Origin of the sequence: Bacteroides sp. AM16-13 (genome assembly GCF_003602705.1) — a bacterium.
GTDB classification, from domain to species: Bacteria; Bacteroidota; Bacteroidia; order Bacteroidales; family Bacteroidaceae; genus Bacteroides; species Bacteroides xylanisolvens.
The window spans coordinates 16,932-35,409 of sequence record NZ_QTLK01000011.1 but is presented as its reverse complement, the minus strand read 5'-3'; the positions used below and the strand labels follow the sequence as shown (position 1 = coordinate 35,409).

The 18,478-nt window shown below is 43.9% G+C and carries 13 protein-coding genes; 5 read left to right on the top strand and 8 right to left on the bottom strand.

Translation table 11 applies throughout. The features are described 5' to 3' along the window. Nucleotides 1-3 precede the first annotated feature (3 nt). The 4 genes from DW173_RS10770 (at nucleotide 4) to nagB (ending at nucleotide 4,355) form a co-directional block, all read left to right on the top strand. Nucleotides 4-822 carry a LytTR family DNA-binding domain-containing protein gene (locus DW173_RS10770; protein ID WP_009039071.1) on the top strand — a complete coding sequence of 273 codons (819 nt, stop codon included), beginning with the start codon at nucleotides 4-6 and terminating at the stop codon, nucleotides 820-822. Between the two features lie 437 nt (nucleotides 823-1,259). After that, nucleotides 1,260-2,240: a TIGR01212 family radical SAM protein gene (locus DW173_RS10765; RefSeq protein ID WP_178286503.1), complete on the top strand. Its 981-nt coding sequence runs from the start codon at nucleotides 1,260-1,262 to the stop codon at nucleotides 2,238-2,240. Nucleotides 2,241-2,294: 54 nt separating this feature from the next. Then, nucleotides 2,295-3,491, top strand: coding sequence for an FprA family A-type flavoprotein (locus tag DW173_RS10760; RefSeq protein ID WP_008020770.1), 1,197 nt, complete (start codon nucleotides 2,295-2,297; stop codon nucleotides 3,489-3,491). A gap of 51 nt (nucleotides 3,492-3,542) precedes the next feature. Further along, entirely contained in the window at nucleotides 3,543-4,355 is an 813-nt protein-coding gene (nagB, locus tag DW173_RS10755) for a glucosamine-6-phosphate deaminase (RefSeq protein ID WP_004301540.1), read from the top strand. A 93-nt stretch (nucleotides 4,356-4,448) separates the two neighbouring features. Here nagB and DW173_RS10750 read toward each other — a convergent pair whose 3' ends face one another. The 4 genes from DW173_RS10750 to DW173_RS10735 form a co-directional block, all read right to left on the bottom strand. Continuing rightward, nucleotides 4,449-5,063, bottom strand: coding sequence for an L-threonylcarbamoyladenylate synthase (locus DW173_RS10750; RefSeq protein WP_015532391.1), 615 nt, complete (start codon nucleotides 5,061-5,063; stop codon nucleotides 4,449-4,451). A gap of 80 nt (nucleotides 5,064-5,143) precedes the next feature. Continuing rightward, nucleotides 5,144-7,669, bottom strand: a complete 2,526-nt coding sequence (locus tag DW173_RS10745) for an AsmA-like C-terminal region-containing protein (RefSeq protein ID WP_120144437.1) — start codon at nucleotides 7,667-7,669, stop codon at nucleotides 5,144-5,146. A gap of 83 nt (nucleotides 7,670-7,752) precedes the next feature. Beyond that, complete coding sequence (locus DW173_RS10740) at nucleotides 7,753-9,753, bottom strand: tetratricopeptide repeat protein (RefSeq protein ID WP_120144436.1); 2,001 nt, start codon at nucleotides 9,751-9,753, stop codon at nucleotides 7,753-7,755. A gap of 105 nt (nucleotides 9,754-9,858) precedes the next feature. Next, nucleotides 9,859-10,644, bottom strand: coding sequence for a Cof-type HAD-IIB family hydrolase (locus DW173_RS10735; protein ID WP_049701932.1), 786 nt, complete (start codon nucleotides 10,642-10,644; stop codon nucleotides 9,859-9,861). Nucleotides 10,645-10,712: 68 nt separating this feature from the next. Between DW173_RS10735 and DW173_RS10730 the strand changes: the two genes are divergently transcribed. Further along, entirely contained in the window at nucleotides 10,713-11,885 is a 1,173-nt protein-coding gene (locus tag DW173_RS10730) for a MalY/PatB family protein (RefSeq protein ID WP_049701933.1), read from the top strand. Nucleotides 11,886-12,140: 255 nt separating this feature from the next. Here the strand turns inward: DW173_RS10730 and DW173_RS10725 are convergent, their stop codons facing one another. Genes DW173_RS10725 through DW173_RS10710 form a run of 4 tightly spaced genes read right to left on the bottom strand, consistent with a single transcriptional unit; the run spans nucleotide 12,141 to nucleotide 18,439 of the window. Next, nucleotides 12,141-14,951 (bottom strand): glycosyl hydrolase, encoded by a 2,811-nt coding sequence (locus DW173_RS10725; protein ID WP_049701934.1) that lies wholly within the window; start codon nucleotides 14,949-14,951, stop codon nucleotides 12,141-12,143. Beyond that, nucleotides 14,951-16,354, bottom strand: a complete 1,404-nt coding sequence (locus tag DW173_RS10720; RefSeq protein WP_049701935.1) for a glycoside hydrolase family 28 protein — start codon at nucleotides 16,352-16,354, stop codon at nucleotides 14,951-14,953. The genes DW173_RS10725 and DW173_RS10720 overlap by 1 nt, the downstream gene beginning before the upstream one ends. Beyond that, entirely contained in the window at nucleotides 16,351-16,953 is a 603-nt protein-coding gene (locus tag DW173_RS10715; RefSeq protein WP_049701936.1) for a DUF4450 domain-containing protein, read from the bottom strand. Before DW173_RS10715 ends, DW173_RS10720 begins: the two co-directional genes overlap by 4 nt. Next, nucleotides 16,904-18,439 carry a glycoside hydrolase family 28 protein gene (locus DW173_RS10710; RefSeq protein ID WP_118220127.1) on the bottom strand — a complete coding sequence of 512 codons (1,536 nt, stop codon included), beginning with the start codon at nucleotides 18,437-18,439 and terminating at the stop codon, nucleotides 16,904-16,906. Before DW173_RS10710 ends, DW173_RS10715 begins: the two co-directional genes overlap by 50 nt. Nucleotides 18,440-18,478: the final 39 nt, after the last annotated feature.

Sequence of the window (18,478 nt, the reverse complement as noted above, 5' to 3'; positions counted from 1 at the left end):
CGTATGAAAGCACATCCGATTATAGAATCTCCTTTTCGTTGGATTCCGATGCTGGTGCTGGCATTGATTCTGGTTGTATTCCAAGTAGCTTTAGTCTGTGGATACACCGGAAACGATTATCTTCCCGCTTTGGTAGATGGAATAGTAACGATCGGTTGGTTGGCGGCTATCGCCTATCTGGCATGGTTTGTGGTCGGTCTTGTCTCGTTGTTCCAGACGGATGTAATTATGATTATCGTTGGAAGTCTGCTTTGGCTGGCAGGAAGTTTTATGGTCTGTGACATAATGGTGAGAATTGTAGGAGTGTCCTATGTTCCTTTTGCGCAGACAATCCCTTTCCGGTTATTGTTCGGACTACCGGTTTTAATTGCTATTACTCTATGGTACCGCTTGATAGTCACAAAAGAAGAAGTACAAAATCAGGAACTGGAAAAAGAACTGGCTGTACATCAGGTGAATGTGGCTGAACAGCAGGAAGAATCACCCATAGAATGGATAGATCGTATTACAGTGAAAGACGGCTCCCGGATTCATTTGGTGAAGGCAGACGAATTGATTTACATACAAGCATGTGGAGATTATGTGATGCTGATAACCCCCACAGGCGAATACCTGAAAGAGCAGACTATGAAGTATTTTGAAACTCATCTCTCTCCGGATACATTTGTTCGGGTGCATCGTTCTACGATTGTGAATGTTACGCAGATTTCCCGGGTCGAGCTTTTCGGAAAAGAAACCTATCAGTTATTATTGAAGAATGGAGTGAAACTTCGGGTTAGCCTTTCCGGCTACCGGTTGCTGAAAGAACGGTTGGGGATATAAAATCTGTTTATTCTGATTTTGTAATATACTATCACTACAGCCCTGTTATAAATGTTTCATCTAGCAGATCGGTTGGGTAATAATGTTGATCTCGCTTCTTTGTTTTGGAAAAGTGAAATGAATAATATTCGTTAAAAAAATCCTCTTTATAATCTTATTCAGAATATAAAGAGGATAATTTTATTGACAAGAGTTGCATGGGGTATGGTGAGATGAAATCATAATTGGGGAATAATTGCACAAGACTTTCACAAGTATCCTCCTGCCAATGCCTAAAATCATTACAAAGCTAATTAAATAGTTTTTTGAATAGCAATGTTTATTAATTTATCTTATGGAATTTATGAAATTTTTAATATATTGAAGATATTTTGTGTCAACTTTCCATAACTCGCTGATTTTGCTTATGTTTGTAGGTAAAATAAAGAAAGAAGTGAATGAACATGTCTACACAGCTATTATATAATGATTTTCCTACTTTTTTGCGGAAATATTTTCCTTACAAGGTACAAAAGATTTCATTGAACGCAGGTTTCACTTGTCCTAATCGTGACGGAACAAAAGGATGGGGCGGATGTACATATTGCAATAACCAGACTTTTAATCCGGATTACTGCCGGACAGAGAAGTCTATCACTACCCAATTGGAAGAAGGGAAATGCTTTTTTGCCCATAAATATCCGGAAATGAAATATTTGGCTTACTTTCAGGCCTATACCAATACGTATGCCGAACTGGAAGGATTGAAGCGTAAATATGAAGAAGCGTTGACGGTAGACGGGGTGGTCGGACTGGTGATAGGTACACGCCCCGATTGTATGCCGGAGAGTTTGTTGCGTTACTTGGAAGAATTGAACAAACACACTTTCCTTATGGTTGAATATGGGATCGAGAGCACTTGTGACGAAACCTTAAAACGCATAAACCGGGGGCATACTTATGCCGATACGGTGGCAGCCGTCCGGCGGACAGCCGCCTGTGGCATCCTGACAGGCGGACATATCATCCTCGGACTTCCGGGAGAAACGCATGATACGATGGTGGCACAAGCGGAAATCCTTTCCGGCCTGCCTTTAGCTACACTCAAGATCCATCAGTTACAATTGATTCGTGGTACACGAATGGCGCATGAGTATGATGAAGCTCCTGATGGTTTTTATTTGTTTAACGAGGTGGAGGAATACATTGATCTGGTGATTGATTATGTAGAACATCTCCGTCCCGATATCGTTGTGGAGCGTTTTGTTTCCCAATCTCCTAAAGATTTATTAATAGCTCCGGACTGGGGATTGAAAAATTATGAATTTGTAGCGCGTTTACAAAAAAGAATGAAAGAAAGAGGTGCTTATCAAGGTAAGAAGTATAGGGATTCGGAAAAAAGGATTATTTTTGCAGACGATAAACTTACCACTGAATAAATAGCTGTTTGAGCGGAATATAGATGGTGGAAGAAATATAAATGGATTTGAAGAATGGAACATAAAACAAGAATTAAAGGAAATGTCCACTATGTGGGAGTGAATGACCGTAACAAGCACAGATTTGAAGGGATGTGGCCATTGCCCTATGGAGTTTCATATAACTCTTATCTGATTGATGATGAAATGGTGGCATTGGTGGATACGGTAGATATTTGTTATTTTGAAGTCTACTTGCGTAAGATCAAGCAAGTGATTGGAGAACGTCCCATTAATTATTTGATTATAAACCACATGGAACCGGATCATTCGGGATCTATCCGACTGATTAAGCAACATTATCCGGAAATTATTATCGTAGGTAACAAGCAGACATTCGGTATGATTGAAGGGTTCTACGGTGTAACCGGCGAACAGTATCTGGTAAAGGAAGGTGATTTCTTAGCTTTGGGACATCATAAACTGCGTTTTTATATGACTCCGATGGTGCATTGGCCGGAAACGATGATGACTTTTGATGAAACGGACGGCGTTCTTTTCTCCGGCGACGGATTCGGATGCTTTGGCACTGTAGATGGCGGATTCCTGGATACGCGGATCAATGTGGATAAGTATTGGGGGGAAATGGTTCGTTACTACTCTAACATCGTAGGCAAATACGGAAGTCCTGTGCAAAAAGCTTTGCAAAAATTGGGCGGACTACCTATTTCTGCCATTTGTTCTACACATGGACCGGTATGGACAGAGAATATTGCCAAGGTAATTGGTATCTATGACCGTTTGAGTCGTTATGATGCAGACGAAGGTGTTGTTATTGCTTATGGAAGCATGTATGGAAATACGGAGCAAATGGCGGAAGCTATTGCAGAAGAGCTTTCGGCACAGGGTGTTAAGAACATCGTCATGCATAATGTGACAAAGAGCCATCCTTCTTATATTATAGCGGATATTTTCCGTTACAAGGGATTGATTATCGGTTCTCCCACTTATAGTAATCAGATATTCCCGGAAGTGGAAGCGCTGCTCTCAAAGATTCTGTTGCGTGAGGTGAAGGGACGCTATTTGGGTTACTTCGGTTCTTTCACATGGGCAGGTGCTGCTGTGAAACGTCTGGCAGAGTTTGCGGAAAAGAGCAAATTCGAATTGGTCGGTGATCCGGTGGAGATGAAACAGGCAATGAAAGACCTGACTTATACTCAATGCGAAAATCTGGCACGTGCCATGGCGGATCGTTTGAAGAAAGATCGTTAAAACTGTGAATGAGATAATAATTTATTAACTAACCTATAAAACAATCGACTTATGAGACTTATTATTCAGCCGGACTATCAGTCCGTATCTCTGTGGGCTGCACATTATGTTGCTGCTAAAATAAAAGCTGCCAATCCAACCCCCGAAAAACCATTTGTATTGGGCTGCCCCACCGGATCTTCTCCTCTGGGTATGTATAAAGCTTTGATCGACCTGAATAAGAAAGGAATCGTTTCCTTCCAGAATGTGGTAACATTCAACATGGACGAATATGTAGGATTGCCAAAAGAACATCCGGAAAGCTATTATTCTTTCATGTGGAATAACTTTTTCGGTCATATCGACATCAAACCGGAGAATACGAATATTCTGAATGGTAATGCTCCGGATTTGGATGCAGAGTGTGCACGTTATGAAGAAAAGATCAAGTCATACGGCGGCATCGACCTGTTCATGGGCGGTATCGGTCCTGACGGGCATATTGCGTTCAACGAACCGGGATCTTCATTGACTTCACGTACTCGTCAGAAAACATTGACAATGGATACCATCATTGCTAATTCCCGTTTCTTCGATAATGACATCAACAAAGTTCCTAAGACTTCTTTGACAGTGGGAGTGGGTACTGTGCTTTCTGCAAAAGAAGTGATGATTATTGTAAACGGTCATAACAAAGCTCGTGCTTTGTATCATGCAGTAGAAGGTGCTATCACACAGATGTGGACAATCAGTGCATTGCAAATGCATGAAAAAGGTATTATTGTTTGTGATGATGCTGCTACGGCGGAATTGAAAGTAGGTACTTACCGTTACTTCAAAGATATCGAGTCTGCTCATTTAGATCCGGAATCTTTGATCAAGTAAGCATAAAACTGATTCTATAAAAAGAGAATGGGCTGCATCAGTGTTGAATTGATTGCAGCCCATTTTGTATGTTAGGGATAGCTGTCAGCGGAATTAATTCTCTTCCAGCCAGCCTTTTCCCTGTCGGACGATTTCCAGTTCGTTGTCCGTGCATTTCACTACCGTTGAAGGTTCTATACCTCCGATACCGCCGTCAATGACCAGATCGACGATGTCGCCGAACTTTTCATCTATAAGTTCGGGATCAGTCATATATTCCAAGTCCTCGTGCTCTTCGTATGGCAGTGTGGTGGTCATAATGGGAGCGTCCAGCAGGCGTGCGATTTCACGGATGATGTTGTTGTCCGGCATACGGATACCTACTTCTTTCCGGTTGCGGAAGATTTTCGGCAACCGGTTGGTGCCGTTCAAAATAAAGGTAAATGGTCCCGGAAGATTATGCTTCATCAGTTTGAATACGTTATTGTCTACTTTCGCGTATTCGCTGATACTGCTTAAGTCATAACAGATGATGGACAGATTGTTTTTTCGAGGGTCTATCTCTTTAATCCGGCATATCCGTTCTATGGCACGTTCCTTCAGACCATGACAGCCGATGGCGTACATCGTATCGGTAGGATAGATGATAAGTCCGCCGTCATTCAGGATATCGATGATTCGTTGTAAATCCTGCGGGTTATTGTTTTTATCATATAGTTTCAGTAGCATATTAAAAGCTTCATCCCTTCCCTTTCGCAAAGAAGAAGGAGGAGGGATGAGTGGGGTTAAATGGTTATTATCTTCTCTTTTTATTTGAGTTTCTTTTTTAAGAAATCCAATGCCTTTTCCGCAGCTTTCTCTGTAACTTTTTGTTTGATCGAGTCTTTGTTGGCGGTAGCGGCAGAGTCCAGTCCAAGTTTCTGTCCGAGTTTGCTGATTGCTTCATCGGCTACGGCTTCGACAGCTTGGTTGGCCATGCTTTTAGTATCTACGCTGACTTTCGGAGAGGTGAACGAACCTCCGATTTTCAAGTCAAGAGTCATTAACTTAGAGATATTGCCTACGGATGCGGGCAGTTTCACTTTACCGGAATAGTCGATGGTTTGATCGAGTCCTGTGCTGCCGGAAAGATTCAGTGTGTAGTCTCCCATCTTGATATCAAACGGTTTGGTTTCTACGCGGCCGTCTTTGATGGTGAAATCCAATGTCATGTCTTTCACTTTCATGTCTTTCAGACTGGGTTGCTTCACGGCATCGGCTATCTGGTCGATTGCTTTTACTCCGCTTAAACTAAGGTCGCGGGTGGAAAGGCTACCGTCACCCTGCATCGTATTCAGTACGGGGCTCATGGCTGCATCCAAATCTGTCAGGACGTTGATGCTTCCGGAGAAATTACCTTTCAGGTTTTCGAAGATAGGAGCCATTTTCTGCACCATATCCAGTTCTTTGTAAGCTTGCGCAAAACCAATATTGGAGAGTTTGAATCCGGCTTTCATTTCCGGCTTCTTTACGTTGGCGGTGGAGTAGTAGCCGTTCATCACTACATTACCACCCATGGTGTTCATGGACAGGTTTTTCATATCCACTTTGCCGTCTTTTACAACAAGTTTGCCATTCATATTGTTGAAAGACATCTTGTCGAATAACACCTGTTTCAGGTTAGCGTCCATTTGGAAGTCGATGTTACGGGGAACTTCAACAATACCTGTGGCGGCTGTAGCTACGGAATCGGTGGACGCAGCTTCTGATGTGGAGGCTTCATCGGCAGAAGCGGTGATGAAGTCGTTCAGATTGAAGTAGTTGGAACGAATATTCAGGTTTCCTTTCAATGTGCTACCTTTCAATACATAACCGATGTAGTTTTCAAATCGGCTGTCGGCGGTGATATCGTTTTTTCCGATGTTGACAGTTGTTTCACTCAACTGGAGGTATTTCGGAGTGAAGGTGAAGAGAGACTTTTTAATTTCTACATCCGGCATATCTTTCATTTTGAGTTTCATGCCCGTCAGTCCGATAGTGCCCGAGGCTTGTATACGTTCGTATTCTTCTTTTTCGATGGATGAGAGGCGTCCCGACATTTGCATATCGGCGTCGATGGTACCGTTCAACTCCATGTCTCCAAGCGGGTAGACTTGTTTGATCATACCTAAGTTGAGTACTCCTTTCGCTTCTGCTTTAAAATCCGGATCACTGATCGGCGTTTTCACAGTAGCTGTCAGGCTAAACGGATTTCCGGCAAGGCGGAAACTGAACGGATGGATGTTGACCGTAGTCAGGTCTATATTTCCTCCGGGATTTTGAACGTTGGCACTGATGTTGATTTGATCTACTCCTGCCGGTAAAGCCGGATAGCGGAACATGGCATTCTTGACTTGCATGTCAATATTGAATGATGGAACGGTGTCTCCTTGCAGGATACCTTTGGCCGTTGCGGTAAGCGTTGCAGTTCCGTCTGTTTTCAGACTGGAGAATTCTGTGGCGTAAATGGCGGGAATTAATGACAAAATTTCCTTGAAGCCTATATCATTCGTGTTAAGTTTCAAGTCCATGTCGATAGCCGGGTCTTTCAAGGCTACCCAACCGTCGATGCCTGCCTGAATGGCGTTGAGGCGGATAGTGTTGTCTTTCAATGTGTATTTGTTGTTGGCAAGGTCGGCATCTACGTCCATCTTGGCGGAGATATTGGCATTTGCCAGGAAAGGGATTCCATTCATCTTGTAGGTGAGTGATTTGGTTTCCGCTTCCAGTTTCAGAGTGGTACGTTCGCTTCCTAAGTCTCCGGCACAGATAGCGTTGAAGTCGCGGATATCAGCATACATCTTTCCTTGTTGATCGTCATAAATCAGATTCATGTTTTTGATGACAAAGCGTTGCAGCTTGACTTTGAAAGGAGAAGAGGCTTCTTCTTCTGCAGGCGTTTCGGCTGTTGCTATTGTATCCGGTTTCATGATATCCCAGTTGGCACGTCCGTCCGGCAAGATAATGGCATGTAACTTCGTGTCTTCAATAAATATTTTAGAAATATCGTAACCGCTATCTCCGAAAAGGGAGAATAAGTTGACTGCGGCGGTAACTTCTCCGGCTTGTACAAGGGTGTCATTGGCAAATTCACCCGTACCCTTCAGCCAGAAATCTTCGAGAGTGACAGAAGCCTGTGGAAAATTGCGGAACAGACTAATGTTAAGGTTCTTAAAGTCAAATTGTGCGTTAAGCATCTTGTTGCCTTCTGTTTTTACAATGTCGGCTATCTTTCCTTGGAAGGCGAAAGGAAGAAGGAACATCAGAATGATAATTACTCCTACGGTGATAGCTGCGATTTTCAAACCTTTTTTCATTTGCTTCTATTTTAAGAGTTTGAGATATAATGAAGAACAAAACTAATAAAACTTTTTGATAATAAGAGATAAAAGAGAAATTTTTAGGGATTCTTCTTTTTCTTCAGTTCCTCTGCAATTCTCCATTGTAACGCAGCTTCCACTTCTTTTCCGGCTTTTAACAGGGCATCTCCGAAAAGTTCGTGTGCGCCGGCGTGTTCGGGTTTCAGGCTGGTGGCTTTGTCCAGGTCGGCGATGGCGCCTTCTGTGTTTTCTGTTTTTAGTCGGAGCTTTCCACGGTTATAGACTGCTTTAAAGTTTGCAGGATGGAGGCTGACTGCGGTGTTGAAACAGTTTTCAGCGTCGAAGTACTCTTTGTTGTTGAAGAGTGTGATTCCTTTTCTTATCCAGGCATCTATGTAGTTGGGGTCGAGGCTAAGGGCTTTGTCGTAGTTGGCAAGGGCGGCACGTACGTCGTGGGCTTGGGTGATACATTCGTTTCCCATTAACAGGTACTCGTGGGCGTATTGTCGTATACGTTCCTGTTGTTCGCGCATCTGTTCTTTGAGTTTCTTGTTCTGCTCTTTCAGTGTATTGATGATGCCGAGTTTGCGGCGGATCAAACGACGGGGAACTGGTTTCTCAATATCGTAGCGTGAATGGATGGCACGGAAAAACTGTTCCAGACATTCTTCCATATCCCCTTTGTCGAAGGCACGTGAAGCAGCGGCATATTGTACATCGGCTTGTGCTTGTTTCAGGGCTTTGTCGATGGCTTGGCGGTTGTTGAAGCGTCCGGCAAAGTTGACGATTTCGGGACGGACGAAGACATCGGCACGGTTAATAGGCTTTTTGAGCTGGATGCCGTCCAGTGAGGTACAACGGCTAAGTGCTACGTATGCTTGTCCTCCGGCAAATACACCGCCGGTGAAGTCGATGACTACACGGCTGAAGGTCAGTCCCTGGCTTTTATGAACAGTGATGGCCCATGCTAACCGGATGGGGTATTGAGTGAAGCTGCCTAATACTTCTTCTTCTATTTCTTTTGTTTTTTCGTTGTAGTGGTAGCGGATATTTCGCCATGATTCCAGTTTTACGTCACATTCTTTTCCATCGTCGGTGATGACGTAGATGGTTTCTTCTTCCTCATCAATTCCGGCAATGACACCAATCGTACCGTTTACCCATCTGCGATCGAAATCATTTTTGATGAAGATGATTTGTGCACCGGGTTTGAGTACAAGCTCTTGTGAAGTAGGCAGACTGCTTTCCGGAAAATCTCCTTCGATAACTCCTTCAAAAGTAATGGGTTCTCCGGGGAGCTCTGCTAATTTCTTCTCATTAATGGAGTCGACCGTATCTCTTCGGGTGGCGAGTGTGATGTACATATCTGCTTCAGATTCTTCAATCTGGCTTCCGTAGCGGGTGTTGAGTAGTTGCAGGTCTGCAGCTCCGGCTGTATTGGTGCGGATATGGTCGAGGACACTGACGAATACAGGGTCTGTCTGTCGATATACTTTTTGAAGTTCGATAGAGACGAGGTCTATTTGTCCGAACACTCTGGCAGAGAAAAAGTAAGGAGTGGGATAGAAGCGGTTCAAAATTTCCCGCTCATCGTTCTTTACAACGGGTTCCAGTTGGAAGACGTCTCCTACCAATAAGAGTTGTTTTCCACCGAAAGGTTCGCGAAGATTATGTGAATAAACTCGTAAGATACGGTCGATGGCATCGATGATGTCTGCCCGTACCATGGAGATTTCGTCGATAATGACCAGTTCTATTTGTTCCAGCAACTTACGATGTGGCTTGGTGTATTTGAAGAACTCGTGAATACGGCCACGTTGGAGACTTAAATTAGGATCATCCGGCAATAACGGATAAAAAGGTAGTTTGAAGAAGCTGTGCATGGTACTTCCACCGGCATTGATTGCGGCAATTCCGGTCGGTGCAAGTACAACATGCTTTTTCTTGGTATGCTCGCAGACATAACGCAGGAATGTAGATTTTCCCGTACCGGCTTTTCCTGTCAGAAAAACCGATTGACGGGTATATTGAATCAGATCCAGTGCATCTTGAAACTCGGCGTTGTTAGTGTCTACGCTCATAATATAATAATATGCAAATTTGTTGATGTGTTAATTTGCCAATACGTTGTGTCATGAAATCGCGGGATAATAGTTTTTTTGGCGCATTGGTAAATCGGCACATTATTAAATAATTCCGAAATGTTTCATTGCCTTACTTATTCCGTCCTCGTCAATGGGAGCCGTAACGTAATCGGCAGCGGCTTTCACGTCTTCCTTAGCCTGTCCCATAGCAACTCCGATGGCTGCGTGGCGAAGCATACTGATGTCGTTTCCTCCGTCTCCGAATGACATCGTTTCTTCCAGTTTAATATCGAAGTAACGGATTATTTCATCAATCCCTTTTTGCTTGGTATCTCCTTTAGCCGTGACGTCAGCAAAGGCAGGATACCAGCGTCCGATTTCGCAGGTAGGGATGGACGGTCGGATTTCTTTTTCTTCTTCCTCTGTGATAAAAGGAGTCATCTGTATAATTTCCTTGCTTGTTGCTTCTTCAAAAGATACAGTAGGAATTACATTCACATGCAGAAAATCGTAGAATATCTTTTTCACCATATCATCAGGTTGGCAGACAGAAATATGATGTTCCTCTACGAAAATGCAGGGAACACCTTTCTTCTCGCAAAAAGCTGCCATTGCTTTCACTTCTTCCTGTGGTATGGCACTTTTATAAATAACCTGTTCACCGACAAAACAATAGGCTCCGTTCATGGTTATATATCCATCGATAAGGTTCCGGTCCTGTAATTCGGAAAGGTTGTTGATAATGGCTTTCGGGCGTCCGGTAGCGATAAATATCTTCAGCCCTTTTGCGTGGGCAGCTTCCAACGCCTCGATGGTGGAAGACGGTATACGGTGAGTTTTAAAACTGACCAGCGTTCCGTCTATATCAAAAAATAAAGCTTTCGTCATAAATTCCTTTTTGAATTGAGTACAAATGTACTACTTTTGTCTCACATAACATAAAAACATCATGCTGTATGAACTATAATTTTGATGAAATAATAAACCGTAACGGTACAGATTCCGTAAAATGGGATGCTGTAGAAAGCCGTTGGGGACGCAATGACTTGATTCCAATGTGGGTAGCTGATATGGATTTCCGTACGGCTCCTTTTGTAATAGAGGCTTTGAGAAAACGGCTGGAACATGAAGTGCTCGGATATACTTTTGCTTGCAAAGAATGGTCGGAGTCTATTGTTAATTGGGTGAAAGAGCGTCATGGCTGGACGATCCGTGAAGAGATGTTGACTTTCACTCCCGGTATTGTCCGCGGATTGGCTTTTGTTATTCAATGTTTTACGCAAAAAGGTGATAAAGTAATGGTCATGCCTCCTGTTTATCATCCTTTCTTTTTGGTAACGCAGAAGAATGAGCGTGAAGTGGTATACAGTCCGTTGGTATTGAAAGATGAACAATATTATATTGATTTTGACCGTTTTCGCCAAGATGTGCAAGGATGCAAATTGCTGATTTTAAGTAATCCTCATAATCCGGGTGGACGCGTATGGACGAAAGAGGAACTTTCTCAAATAGCTGATATCTGTTATGAAAGCGGTACTCTGGTGATCTCTGACGAAATTCATGCCGACTTGACCTTACCTCCTTATAAACATCCTACTTTTGCTTTGATTTCGGAAAAAGCACGGATGAATTCACTTGTCTTTATGTCTCCGAGCAAAGCGTTCAATATGCCGGGGCTGGCCAGTTCTTATGCAATCATTGAAAATGATGAACTTCGTCACCGTTTCCAGAAGTATATGGAAGCAAGTGAATTCAGTGAAGGGCATCTGTTTGCTTATCTTAGCGTAGCGGCTGCTTACAGTCATGGAACAGAATGGCTGGATCAAGTGGTAGGCTATATTAAAGGAAATGTAGACTTCACGGAAACTTATTTGAAGGAGCATATTCCCGCCATTAAAATGATTCGTCCGCAAGCCTCTTATCTTATTTTCCTGGATTGTCGTGAGTTGGGACTCAATCAGGACCAGCTGAACCGCCTTTTCGTAGAAGATGCACATCTTGCATTGAATGACGGAACAACGTTTGGCAAAGAAGGCGAAGGATTTATGCGGCTGAATATCGCTTGTCCGCGTGCTGTGCTGGAACAGGCATTGAAACAACTTGAACAGGCTGTAAGAAATTTAAAGTAGCACTGGCAAGAAATAATCTGTCGCTATACTATATTTAATTGTTTTCTTTGAAGACAATATCTTTTTCATTCCCTAATGAGTTTTCGTTTGACTTAAGTCAAACGATAGAATAACTTAAGTCAAACTATCGCTTAACTTAAGTCAAACGAAAACTGGAATGCAAGTCCGATCACTTTTTTTAGAAAGAAAGATATAAAAGTTATTAGTGAAAGAAATTATCTTTCACTAATAAAGTAGAAGATCCATCTGTTTAGTTTATATCCGGACCGTTTTCACCTCTGCGTCCTTTGTGTCCTCTGTGGTGACCTGTGTAAAATCTACTGGAATCAATCGTACTTCACTATTCAAACCGGAAGGCATAGGAGCCCAATGCCCATAATTAGCCGGACGATATCTTAAATCTACAATATTGATTTCCTTGAATTTGCGCCACTGCACTCCCTGTCTGTCCAATTCTGCAATCCGATTCGCAGGGAGGTTAGTGACTTCTATCTCGATGTGGTTTTTTCCAGGTTTCAGGAATTGTCCTACCTTAAGCTGATAAGGTACTGCCCATACACAGCCTGCTTCCTGTCCGTTGATTCGAACACGGGCACTTTCGCGTACGTCTCCCAAGTCAAGGATCCAGTTATCAGCTTTCAGAGCCGGCAACTCAATATCCAAAGAATACACGCCAGTTCCCATATTTGTTTGGGCTGCCGGATGATCTATGTTTGTCCATGAACATGGACGGTCTATATCAAATGTACCCTGAATATCCGGTGTGCTTTCAGCAAAGTGCAATTTCCAGCCATGGTCCAGGCGAAGACTAAAGGGTTGTTCTTTTACATATTTCCACGGCTTGGATGCTTGTAAAGGTTGTCGGTACGTTTGCAGGATGATAGATTCGCCCGATTTTAATTGCAGATAGACTTGTGTCTTTCCGTCTACCTGACGCACTTTCGCTTCTCCACATTCTCCGTTCATGGGGTTAAAGAGAGCGGCTGTTTCGGCATTTGTACCTAAAGTAATCCAACCATCTACTCCTTTGTTCTGCAATGAAGAGATGAAGTAATGATGTCCTGTGTCATTAACTCTTCGAATGGTCTGTAACCCGAATTTTGTTTTCATTTCTTCCGCAGGGATATTGCAACTGGCTAATGTACGTGCATAATCCGTTCCGGTGATAATCTTACCTTTCCCAATCGGAGTAACGGTTGTTTCTGAAAACGATACGGCAGGCAGATTCTTCAAAGTCTGTTGATAACTTTTTCGTTTCTGTTCCAGCTGACCATATCCCGGTACATCTGTCGGATAGTTTTCGAGGAATACAATGGTAGCTCCTTGCTTGGCTAGTTCATAAAGATGTGCCAGCACATCACTCGGCATCAAGTGCGCAGCAGGTACTACCAGGGCTTTATAACCAGTGCCGCCTGATGTAACTAACTGGCCGTTCTTGAAACGGGTACTGCGAATAAAGTTGTCAGAGATATAATCCCCGTCATATCCGCTGTTATTAATACGATGGATAGCATTGATAAATTTGGGAGCGAGTTTATCCATGTGGTGGATGGTGAACAGTAACAATCGTCCCGGTTGCTCGTTCCACATGTCATATACCGGAAGATAAATCAGGAAATCATTATCCGGCCGTCCCATTTGCAGAAAACTCTGACAGCGGGTAATGTAATGGAAGAAAGAAGGAGCATCACGCCAAATACTGTTCGTCGGGCTCATATTGATAGAAGCATAGAACAGCCATCCGGGCCATTCGGCTTCTTTCGGAGAATAAGGAGTACCGTGGAAAAACATGTGATTGACTCCGGAAACAAACATCAAATCCATATCCGGTTTACATTGCGATAGGGAAGTACGGAAATGCTCCGTCAGCCATGTAAATGTCTCGGAAGAAGTATACGTTTTTCCTGCAATATGAGCTGCCGAGGAGGCATATTTCAGCATAGACAGGTCCGAATCATTCTTTTTGGTCAATGTGTCCTGACGCAATCCTTCGATATGGAACTGCGACAGTCCAAAACCTTCACATTCGGGAATATCCACGGAAGCATAGATATCAATCAAATTGCCGGGCGAACCGTGTGCTTGATTACGGGTGATACTACCGTTTTTGTGTGCCCAGTCTGTCCATTGATGACTGAAGTTCTCCAATAAGAGGTCGGAAATGGTTTCCCGGTAATCCGACACGATACGTCTGCTAACTTCCGGACGGTTTTCATCCAGAAACTCGGAGAAATGTTCTTCCAGTTTATACCCCCGTCTACGAGCGAACTGTTCCAGGAAATCATCCGTCCAGTCAGCTTGATAAACTTCGTATGAATCGTTGAAGAAAGTATGTGGATAACTTGTCTTGCTACTTTTGAAAGCACGGTCAAAGCGGGAAAGATAATTTTTTACCGCCTTTTTTGAGAGATGATTCATCACATAGCCTTCTCCTCCCGGAGCTGCCCGTTTCACTTTCTGCCTTGTTTTCCCGATGTAAAGAGCAATCACTTTCCATTTGCCGGCAGGCGCTTTCCATTGGAGTTTATCTTTTTTGACGTGAGCAGTCAGGTTGATACATTTGCCTTTCTCGTCGTATGCCATCACCCGGCTTAGTACGGAAAATGGTTGTTGCTTGGGATCGGTCACATTGATATCTTGTTCAATCTCTTTGCCCCCCTCTATTTCGTATGTCTGGAAGATAGCCTTGGTAGCCGCGTCTTCGATACTGACTTCAGGTCCGCCAAAAGGCCATCCGGTTCCGGTATTCATATCAATCTCGATACCCGTACGTTTTCCTTCCGCCTGTGTATGTTTAAGCATTTCCATCCAGCGGGGAGAAAGAAACTGAATTTCATTCGCGTCATTGCCTTGCACCCCATAGATAGGAGTAATTTCTACTGCTCCCATTCCGGTGCGTGCGTATTCTTCCAGATTATACGTCAGATTCTTTTCGTCTACGGCACTTCCCAGCCACCACCATCTGGCACCGGGACGTGTTTCCACCGGAGTGTTCGGCCATTGTTGTGCTTGCATTACTCCACCTGCGGCGAGCAGGCAAAGAACTATCAATTGTCTTTTATTCATTATTCTTTCGGTGTATTATAGTATTCTATGTTTTCTGCGTCATCAGTTACAAAAAGCGGTCGTCCGTCCGGTTGTTCAAAGTGGAAGCGGATGCCGTCGAAGGTAATATTCCGTGCATGGCGGATATAAAACCCTTTAGCGGGAATAGTGCCGAACATCCAGGGCTCGGGATATACTTTCTCCTGTTCGGGCGGAATACGTTTGCCATCCTCTTCGCTATATCCTCCTTTATAATAGAGGTGAATATTCCGAAAAGTGACGTCCTCAATACATGCACCCGGCACTCCGCTGATGATGGAGGCATAACGGCTGTCGGCATTCCAAACGTTGATGTTGCTGATGAGAATACGTTTCATGGTGCCTACAGGCGTACCTTCGGGGCTACGCATACGTGCGCCTAACCGGAGAAAGATAGGAGCGTTGACAATATTCCTCATCGTTATATTGTTGATAACAATATCTTCCAGATGTCCTCCGTCTACCGTTTCCAATGCCAGTCCCCTGCAATGTTCAAAGATACAATTAGTAATCGCAATATTGCGGAAACCTCCGCTGCTTTCTGTTCCCAGTTTGATGCGTCCGGTGCGGTAACCATGATCGGGGGCTTGCGGTTCGTCCAGTTGCCAGGTGCCATCCAATACACTTCCTTTATCATAACCACTTACATAACAATCACTGATCGTCACATTTTCCGTATCCTGAAAGCGTCCTAAACCGTAGGATGCTTTCAATACAATGGCATCATCCCAGGGCGAGTTCACCGTGCACTGGCTGATACGCACATTCCGGCAACAATCAATATCGAATCCATCCCGGTTTGTATCTACTTTCAGATTCAGAATAGTCAGATGATCTACTCCTGTAGCCAACAGGGCAAAATGTCCGCAATGTAGCATGGATAAATCTTTCAGAGTCACATTTCTACACTCCTTCAAGCTGATAGCTTTATTGCCTACACCCGGCAGACGGCTTTCTTCGCGAGTCAGCCCTTTACCGTAGATAAGTCCGGGCCCACTGATCGTTATGTTCTCCAGCCCGATTCCCCAAATTAAGGAATTCTTCCAATGGCTGTGTCCGAAATCCTGATATTTGTTATGTTCATTCGGTTCGGCACTATCGTATCCTTCCTCTTTTTCGGGGAAAGCGGCAAGAATACACGTACCTTGCTCCAGATACAAATGAATGTTACTTTTTAACCGGATAGAATAACAGGCATATTCTCCGGCTGGTAGGTAAACCGTACCTCCTCCCGCTTCTGCAGCTGCTTCAATCGCACGATTGATAGCAGGAGAATCGATGGTTTTTCCATCCGCTTTGGCTCCAAAGTCCTTAACGTTATAAATGGCTGCATGTATATGGATGCAACCAATTAACAGAGTGAATAATAAATAAGCTCTTTTCATTTTTTGTCGATTTTGGCAAAAATATCCGGTAACATATAATAGTTGTAATCCGCTTTTTCATTCTGTTCGTAGAAGCAGAAGTAAAGTCGGAGTGGCTTGGTGTACTTTTCTTGAGAGGGGGGTGGAGAGAGATTGCAACGTCCGGCCAATACCGGTCGGTCGGTCCGTTTGCCCGATTCGTAAAGCATCAGGGGAGTTTCATCTTTATGTCCGTTGCTCAAGCGAATATCATCGCTGGGAGTGACAGCCTGTAAAGTACGTAATTTCATACTTTCTCCATAATAGCAAGTGAAAGCTTGTCCTTCCACACTGAAGACATTGATATCCGAATCCGGCTGGCAATCGCCGAAGCTCCAAAAGAGCTTATCCGCCTTTGATGTGGAAGTCACTTCTACTTCCAGAATAAATCCATGACTATCGGGCAGGGCTTTCCATTGGAAATGGATCCCTTCTACTTTTTCTTTAGGCTTCAGCCAGTGACTTTCATTTCCCTTCGATATTCCCAGCCGGAAAGTACCGGCAGGCGGAGTCAGGGATTGTGCTTGCGCATCAATGAGCAAGATTCCCAGCAGTACGGTGGTCAGGAGTTGTTTCAGCATAGTTGAAGTGGATATTACTTTGTTCATTTTCCTTTAGTTCAATAGCGTTTTTGTCTTTCATATCCAATGTTATTTCAGACAAATTGAAGTTTTTTGTATAGCAGATTTTTCCCGGTTTATTGGTCTGCGCTTCGATGGCATAAAGATAGAAATTTTCCAGACGTAACGAGTCATTCCAGCCGGAAGCAGAGATAAATTCATCTACATTTTCTGCTTTGATTTTCGATACATACACATTGCGGAAGTGCGGATAACCTTTTTCGGGTGGTGTTACCGGAGTCAGCATTACTCTCCAATGTTCCGGAATATCTTTCCCTTCATACTCTTTAGGTAATACGCTGTAACTATAACTGGGATTCCAGTTTAGATCCGCAGCCAGTACGTGGCGGACGTTTTCTGCTTTTACGTCGGTCATATAGATGTTTTCGATCGTTCCTCCGCGGTTCATGGCACTCTTTAACCGTAGTACAGCCGAGGTGCCGACTGCTTGAAGATTGTATCCCAATATATTTCGTATACTGCCGGAGGTTTCACTGCCACAGGTGATGAGGCCTGCGCCTTTGCGGGCTATACAGTTGCGTATTACTATATTTTCCGTGGGGAGATTGACACGCAATCCGTCTGCGTCGCGTCCCGATTTGATACAAATATTATCATCATTGCAATCGACGTCGCAGTTTTCAATCAGAATATTAGTAGACGAGTCGATGTCGATGCCATCTGTGCTGGGACCGTGTCCTCCCAAGTTATTATTAATGACCAGTCCGTCTATGGTACAGTAATTGGAATAAAGAACCTGGCATCCCCAAAAGCCTGTCCGCATCAGGGTGAATCCTTTGAGGGTAATGTCCGAACTGCGTTCCACGAGAATACCCCGTACACGTTTGCAGTCGTAATCTACAATCCAGCGTAATCCTTTCGCTTCATATTCTTTCCGCATTTCCCAATATTTATCCCAAAATACTTTGCCTCGGCAATCCAGCGTTCCCTCTCCACTGACGGCAGCATTCTTTTCATTGACAATGTTGATTACTGCCGCGGGCCATGTCATCTCAATACCTGCAATTCGCGAGCGGAATTCGGGATAATGATGAATGTGAGGACTAGCCAGTAGAGTCACTCCTTTATCCAGTTGCAGGTTGACACCGCTTTTTACGAACAATGCCCCTGTCTGATAATATCCCGGTTGAAGGGTGACCGTGCCTCCACCGGAGACGGAACAACTGTCGATTGCTTTCTGGATAGCCTCTGTGCTAAGCACCGTGCTGTCTGCTACTGCGCCAAAAGAATTGGCGGATAAAATAAGATTGTTTCCGGGCATTTGCCGGCTTCCTACACTGTCAGCCCATGACAAATCCGGTTGTTGCGGTACTTGCCCCCATTCGAAGCTGTTGCTTCCTGCCTGTTTGGCCGTTGGGGTGACGCAAGCTGCTGTCAAAAGTGTGCCTGCCAATAGGAACAGGGGAAAGATGCTTTTGGTTTTCATATTTATCTAATGCCTGATACTTAATACTTGATACCTAAT

Bases quoted from the DNA above. Each gene is read 5' to 3' on its own strand.
- nagB (WP_004301540.1), top strand. From the start codon at position 3,543: ATGAGACTTATTATTCAGCCGGACTATCAGTCCGTATCTCTGTGGGCT.
- DW173_RS10750 (WP_015532391.1), bottom strand. From the start codon at position 5,063: ATGCTACTGAAACTATATGATAAAAACAATAACCCGCAGGATTTACAA.
- DW173_RS10710 (WP_118220127.1), bottom strand. From the start codon at position 18,439: ATGAAAACCAAAAGCATCTTTCCCCTGTTCCTATTGGCAGGCACACTT.
- DW173_RS10760 (WP_008020770.1), top strand. From the start codon at position 2,295: ATGGAACATAAAACAAGAATTAAAGGAAATGTCCACTATGTGGGAGTG.
- DW173_RS10715 (WP_049701936.1), bottom strand. From the start codon at position 16,953: ATGCTGAAACAACTCCTGACCACCGTACTGCTGGGAATCTTGCTCATT.
- DW173_RS10770 (WP_009039071.1), top strand. From the start codon at position 4: ATGAAAGCACATCCGATTATAGAATCTCCTTTTCGTTGGATTCCGATG.
- DW173_RS10740 (WP_120144436.1), bottom strand. From the start codon at position 9,753: ATGAGCGTAGACACTAACAACGCCGAGTTTCAAGATGCACTGGATCTG.
- DW173_RS10765 (WP_178286503.1), top strand. From the start codon at position 1,260: ATGAACATGTCTACACAGCTATTATATAATGATTTTCCTACTTTTTTG.
- DW173_RS10720 (WP_049701935.1), bottom strand. From the start codon at position 16,354: ATGAAAAGAGCTTATTTATTATTCACTCTGTTAATTGGTTGCATCCAT.
- DW173_RS10745 (WP_120144437.1), bottom strand. From the start codon at position 7,669: ATGAAAAAAGGTTTGAAAATCGCAGCTATCACCGTAGGAGTAATTATC.
- DW173_RS10730 (WP_049701933.1), top strand. From the start codon at position 10,713: ATGAACTATAATTTTGATGAAATAATAAACCGTAACGGTACAGATTCC.
- DW173_RS10725 (WP_049701934.1), bottom strand. From the start codon at position 14,951: ATGAATAAAAGACAATTGATAGTTCTTTGCCTGCTCGCCGCAGGTGGA.
- DW173_RS10735 (WP_049701932.1), bottom strand. From the start codon at position 10,644: ATGACGAAAGCTTTATTTTTTGATATAGACGGAACGCTGGTCAGTTTT.